General features: G+C 65.7%; 4 protein-coding genes and 1 pseudogene. 3 read left to right on the plus strand and 2 right to left on the minus strand.

Features of this window, described 5'->3' with window-relative positions:
* Positions 1–72: 72 nt before the first annotated feature.
* A complete protein-coding gene (locus tag BRAO375_RS13875) occupies positions 73–1,431 on the minus strand; it encodes an aromatic ring-hydroxylating dioxygenase subunit alpha (protein ID WP_009028100.1) in 1,359 nt (452 codons plus the stop codon).
* A 210-nt stretch (positions 1,432–1,641) separates the two neighbouring features.
* On the opposite strand from BRAO375_RS13875, the gene BRAO375_RS13880 reads away from it, so the two are divergent.
* Together BRAO375_RS13880 and BRAO375_RS13885 are read left to right on the plus strand one after the other, a co-directional pair.
* The gene (locus BRAO375_RS13880) at positions 1,642–2,442 is read left to right on the plus strand and encodes an IclR family transcriptional regulator domain-containing protein (RefSeq protein WP_009028101.1); all 801 of its coding nucleotides are present in this window, start codon (positions 1,642–1,644) and stop codon (positions 2,440–2,442) included.
* A 1,066-nt stretch (positions 2,443–3,508) separates the two neighbouring features.
* Complete coding sequence (locus tag BRAO375_RS13885) at positions 3,509–4,210, plus strand: alpha/beta fold hydrolase (protein WP_009028102.1); 702 nt, start codon at positions 3,509–3,511, stop codon at positions 4,208–4,210.
* 608 nt (positions 4,211–4,818) lie between these two features.
* Here BRAO375_RS13885 and BRAO375_RS13890 read toward each other — a convergent pair.
* A complete protein-coding gene (locus tag BRAO375_RS13890) occupies positions 4,819–5,409 on the minus strand; it encodes a TetR/AcrR family transcriptional regulator (RefSeq protein WP_009028103.1) in 591 nt (196 codons plus the stop codon).
* A 197-nt stretch (positions 5,410–5,606) separates the two neighbouring features.
* Here BRAO375_RS13890 and BRAO375_RS38575 point away from each other — a divergent pair.
* A pseudogene (locus BRAO375_RS38575) lies at positions 5,607–5,691 on the plus strand ((2Fe-2S)-binding protein); the annotation flags it as partial.

Here is a 5,691-nt window from a genome sequence, read left to right on the forward strand (position 1 = left end):
GGGAGCGCACCGCGGCCGAGGCGAGCGCTCGCCAGTCACTTCAACTGATCGTCTTCCAAATCACGCCACTCATCACTCCGCAGCACTCAGATGCGGCGCGAGGCGGACGATGTCGGCCGGGACCGGGGCGGCCCATGGCGCGTTGCGGCGGCGGCGGACGTCGACTTCCATCCAATAGGTCTCCCAGCCGCGGGTGGGGCCGATGCCGTCCATCGTCGCCGGTCCCTGCACGCTGCGCGCCGCGGCCGCGTCGAGATGCAGCATCGGCGGCTCGCCGCGCGCGACCGTCTCGATCTGCTCGCGGAGCAGACGGCGATACTGGATGATCGCCTTGTCCGACTGTCCGAGATGCTCGCGGGTCCGGTCCTGGATGCGGCCCATCGACTCCACCGCCCACTGGTCGTGCACGTTGATGTCGTTGCCCATGCCGGTATAGGTCGCGGTCTCCTGCTCGCGCGGATCGAAGCCGTAATCGTTGCTCTTGTTCTTGCGCGAGCGGTAGTCCGGCAGCTCATACAGCTCGAGCCGTTGCGCCCGCATCTTGGCGCGATCGACCGGCGCGCCGTAGCTGGTGAAGATCGCGTACCAGTAGCAGGTCTCGTCATCGACCGGCACGTGCCACTGCGTGATCGTCATCTCCGTGCTCATCGGAATCACGAAGGCATGCGGGAACAGCTGATTGGTGACCCGGACATGGGTGCGCTCGGCGTCGATCTCGCGCAGCGCGATGATGCGCAGGCCGTACTCGGTGCGCTCGACATTGATGATCGGCCGGTCATATTCGCGCAGCACCTTGGTCATCGGCAGTTCGCTGTCGGCGGAGGCGCCGCGGAACTGCTTGCCATAGGCGGTGGAGGTGTCCTCATCCTCGAAGAAGCGGTGCAGGAACGAGGCATGCGCGGGATCGATGCCGACCTCCAGAGCCTGCAGCCAGTTGCACTCGATCAGGCCCTTGAAGGCGAAGGTGTAGGCGTCGGGCGCGGTGAAGCAGTCGAGATCCGGAAACGCCGGCGCGGCCCCCTCGCCCAGCCAGGCCCAGAGGATGCCGCCCTTCTCGACCACCGGATAGGAGCGCTGCCTGACGTTCTGGCACAGCGGCGAGCCGACCGGCTCCGCCGGCGTCTCCAGACACTTGCCGTCGACGTCGAACAGCCAGCCATGGAAGGCGCAGCGCAGGCCGCCATGCTCCAGGCGGCCGAAGGCGAGATCCGCGCCGCGATGCGGGCAATCGCGGTCAAGTAGTCCGTAGCGGCCCTGCTCATCCTTGAAGAGCACGAAGTCCTGACCGAGCAGCTTGACCGCACGCACCGGACGCTCGCCCGCGAGCTCATCGACCAAGGCTGCCGGCTGCCAGTACATCCTCATTAGTTTACCGGCCGGCGCGCTGGGTCCGATGCGTGTGATCAGGTCGTTCTGCTCCTGGCTCATCATGATGGCCGTCTCTCCTGTTCCGTCGCAAGTCGGGCGTTGACGTCATGCGAACATCCAATAATGTTCGCTAGACGAACACATGTTCGCCAAGATTAGATTCGCTTTAACTGGGGAGAAGCGCAAGTGAAAAAGCTACAACCGAAGCCGACGGGCAAACGGACAGCAGCTTCACTGCGGCCGAAAACAACAACAGCGGATCGTGTCAGGCCGATGCCAAAACTGAAGCGGACTGATGAGGAGAAGAAGCAGGCGCGTGGCGACGGACCCGAGTTCGTCGAGGCGCTCGATCGCGGACTTCGGGTGATACAAGCCTTCAGTCGCGAACGCCGGCCGATGACCTTGAGCAAGGCCGCCGAGCTCACCGGTCTCGCGCGCGCCACGGTGCGACGTATCCTGCTCACTCTCAAGGCTTCCGGCTTCGTCCATGGCGACGACCGGCTGTTCTCGCTGACGCCGCGCGTGCTGCTGCTCGCATCCAGCTATCTGGCGTCGAACCAGATCAACACCGTGATGCAGCCGTTGATGGATGTCACGGCTTCGGAAGCCCGCGAGGTCTGCTCGCTCGCGGTGCTCGATGGCGACCAGGTCGTCTTCATCGCGCGCGCGACGCCGACGCGGATGTTCTCCGCGGGGCTTGAGATCGGTCATCGACTGCCTGCCTATTGCACCTCGGTCGGACGCGCGCTACTCAGCCGCCTGCCGGACGACCAGCTGCGCGAGGCGATCGAGCACATGCCGCTCACGCCGATGACGCCGCAGACGATCACCGACAAGGAGGCTGTGATCGCCGCGATCGCGGCCGTCCGAGGCGACGGCTATTCGCTCGTCGACGGCGAAGCCGAGCAAGGCTTCCGCTCGATATCGGTGCCGATCCGCCGCTATGACGGCAGCATCGTCGCCGCGGCGAACATCGGCGGACATGTCGACCGGATCACCGTCGACGAGATGAAAGAGCGCTTCCTGCCGCTGCTGAAGCAGCTGGCAGCGACGGTCCAGCCGCTGCTGGTCTGATCCTTCAACCATCCGCTGGCATCGCAGCGCTGCCTGCAGCGGCGGCGCCGCGATGCTGCGCGTGCGATCAGCGCTCTGCGTCTCCCACGCCCGCTCGCGAGACCGCTTCGCATCGGGGATCGAAGGCCGCCGCCAGGCGGAACGCTCGCGCCACGGACAGTCCGCCCCTCTCATCGCCATCAGCAACGCTCGCGCCCGTGAGCCCGCAAGCGGGTAGCAACCGGCGCACGCAGCGTGCGACACCGCTCCGATATGGCGGCAACGAGGACGGTGCCAGGGATCCCTGACGTTGGCGCGCCGATTGCAGGCGCTTGCGCTCCGACTTGAAGTTACGCGGCACTCGAACTAATCGTTGTAGTCGTGGCCGCGTCTCGTAGCGCCTCGCCTGCCAATTACGTGATATTATCGTGACATCAGGCGCGCCTGCCACGATTGAGAACGCTTCCAGGTATCATCACGCTGCTGACAGCGGTGACAGGGTCCGGAGCGTAAGTAATTAGATCGGGAGCAAAAAGGCGCATTGCGGACGCTGCCATCAGTTCGCCGCGAACGCTCACACGAGCGCTCTCAGCACGGCCACCGCAACCTCACACCGCCGCAGGACGCGGTCTTCGTTTGATAGTACCTTCAGCGCCAATCGCCGATGGCGTCAGAGCCTCGGACCGCGGACACTGCTCGTCGTTGCGCGGTGGTCAGCGAACGAGATGGATGAGGGTATAGGCGTAGGACGCCCTTGCGGCTCACCCGGTCGCCTTCCGGTCGAGCTGCGCCCTGATCTCGCGGCAGCGCGTTGCGCGGGCGGCCGATGCAGGACCGCGACGGCTCGTTCCACGCGACCCAGCCTCCACTCCGGCTTCCATACGATCCAATAGCCTCTGTCAGCGCGCTTCAGGCCCGTGCTCCCGCCCGAGCGAGCATCCAGGCAAAGCCGTTGACGAGATCATCGCTCTGCCGCAGCTCGAAGCGAAGGACTTCGTTGGACATCGGCGGCATCTCGCGCGTAAATGGCACCGCGGGCGGTCAACACCCGATGTCAACTCGCGTAACGCCATTCAGGGGAAAAGCCATGACTGACGCGCTGCCGCTCGTGCTGGTGCCCGGGCTGATCTCGTCGCCCCGGATCTATGCGCCGGTGGTTCCGGCGCTGTGGCGGGTCGCCCCGGTGATGGTGGCGAACCACATCCGCGATGACAGCATGGCCGCGATCGCGCGCCGCATCCTGGCCGAGGCGCCGCCGCGCTTCGCGCTCGCCGGCCATTCGATGGGCGGATACATCGCCTTCGAGATCATGCGCCAGGCGCCCGAGCGCATCGGCCGGCTGGCGCTGATCAACACGCAGGCGCGGCCCGACACGCCCGAGGCGAGCGCGCGCCGGCGCACCATGATCACGCGCGCGAAGGACGGCGACTATCACGCGGTGGTCGATGAGCTGTTCGCAGGCTTCGTGCATCCCTCCCGTCAGAACGATCCGCGACTGCGCCAAATGGTGCACGACATGGCCGACGAGGTCGGCGTCGACGGCTTCGTCCGGCAGCTCACAGCCATCATGGCCCGCCCCGACTCGCGGCCGACGCTGACCGCGATCCGCTGCCCGACCCTCGTGCTGACCGGCGACACCGACAACACCATTCCGAACAGCCTGTCGAAGGAAATGGCCGACGGCATCAGCGGCAGCTGGCTGGTCGTGCTGGAGAATTGCGGCCACCTGCCGCAGCCCGAGCAGCCGGAGGAGACGGCGCAGGCGCTGATGGAGTGGCTGCGGGGCTGAGATGGCGATCACAACCTATTGCTGGCGCTGCCGCGTCGAGGTGCCGATGCTCGACGAAGAGGAATAGGCCGAGATTGAGCCTCTCCTTCGGAAACGGATCGACGACATCAAAGAGTATCGGCAGGCGACTGAATGCGCCCTCGGCCAAGCCGCCGCCGCGGTCGACAGCAAAGCGGGTGCGCTGCAGCGCTACCGCGAGCTGACCGGCTTCAATGAGACGAACGCCCTTGCGATCTGGCACCATCGACGGAGCGACTTCGGTCCGCCATGCACCTCGTGTGGGAAGCCGCTGAGAACGCCGCGCGCAAAATTCTGCGCGGCCTGCGGGGCGCCAGATTCCTAGCATCGTCGAATGCCACCTTCGTCATTCCGGGGCATTCGCGGCACGCGAATGAGCCCGGAATCCATACTCACAGGCGATCGTTATTGAGCGAGAACGGTGTGTGGAGGCACCGCCCATCTCACGACCCGTCGGGGTTATGGAGTCCGGGCTCGCGCTTCGCGCGCCCCGGAATGACGATGGAGAAAACTTCGGCTTCGACACAGCATCGCCCGGACGAGAGGGCCGGCGAAAACTGTACGCAGCTCATATGTCGCGTGAGACGCGCTCACGGCTGCTTCTGTCCGACCTTCAACCCATCCACGAACACATCCAGCAGCCGCAGCACGCTCTGCTGCCAGCCGGACTGGTCGTGCATGTAGCACATGCCGATCAGCGCGCGCAGCACGTCGTCGGCGCTGATGTCGCCGCGGATCTCGCCGGCCTCGACGGCGCGCGCCAGAAGCGCGCCGATCGAGCGGGTGAGATGCCCCTGCGAATAGGCGATGAGCTCGGAGTTGGCGTTCATCACGATCGCCAGCGCCGCGATCATGCCCTTCTTGGTGGCGACGAACTGGACCGTGGAGCGCAGCCAGCGGCGGAGCGCCTCGACAGGCGACGGCTCGCTCTTCAGCTCCTCGGCGAGCTCGGCGAGCTGCTCGACCTCTCTCCGATACACCGCCTCGAACAGGTCGTCGCGAGTGGGGAAATGACGATACAGCGTGCCGATGCCGACGCCGGCCTGCCTCGCCACCGCTTCCAGGCTCGCCTCGGCGCCGCCGACGCTGAACACCGCCTTGGCCGCTTCAAGCACGCGCTCGCGATTGCGCTGCGCGTCGGCGCGCGGCTTGCGGTGGCGCTCTTGTGGTTTCGTCTCCATCTCACCAGCTCTTGATGACGGACCGTTCATGTCCCCTTGCTAAGCGGAGGCATCCTCCGTATAAATAGACCTGCCACCCGGGACAACCAACCTTGCCTCAGCTGTCGTCCCGCGGTCGCTGGATCTGGTCGGACCACGGCCCGTAAGGCCGTGCCCGCTGCGATTCGATTAGGCCATCGCTTCGATCGGAACAACGCATGAATTGGACTGTCAGCCTCACCGTCAACGGTGAGCCGCGAACCCTTGCGCTCGACGACCCCCGGGTCACCCTGCTCGACCTCC

Source organism: Bradyrhizobium sp. ORS 375 (assembly GCF_000239775.1).
In the GTDB taxonomy this organism is placed as follows: Bacteria; Pseudomonadota; Alphaproteobacteria; order Rhizobiales; family Xanthobacteraceae; genus Bradyrhizobium.

What these genes read in the sequence shown, in the direction of transcription:
- BRAO375_RS13885 (WP_009028102.1), top strand. Translation starts at nt 3,509, where the DNA reads ATGACTGACGCGCTGCCGCTCGTGCTGGTGCCCGGGCTGATCTCGTCG.
- BRAO375_RS13890 (WP_009028103.1), bottom strand. Translation starts at nt 5,409, where the DNA reads ATGGAGACGAAACCACAAGAGCGCCACCGCAAGCCGCGCGCCGACGCG.
- BRAO375_RS13880 (WP_009028101.1), top strand. Translation starts at nt 1,642, where the DNA reads ATGCCAAAACTGAAGCGGACTGATGAGGAGAAGAAGCAGGCGCGTGGC.
- BRAO375_RS13875 (WP_009028100.1), bottom strand. Translation starts at nt 1,431, where the DNA reads ATGATGAGCCAGGAGCAGAACGACCTGATCACACGCATCGGACCCAGC.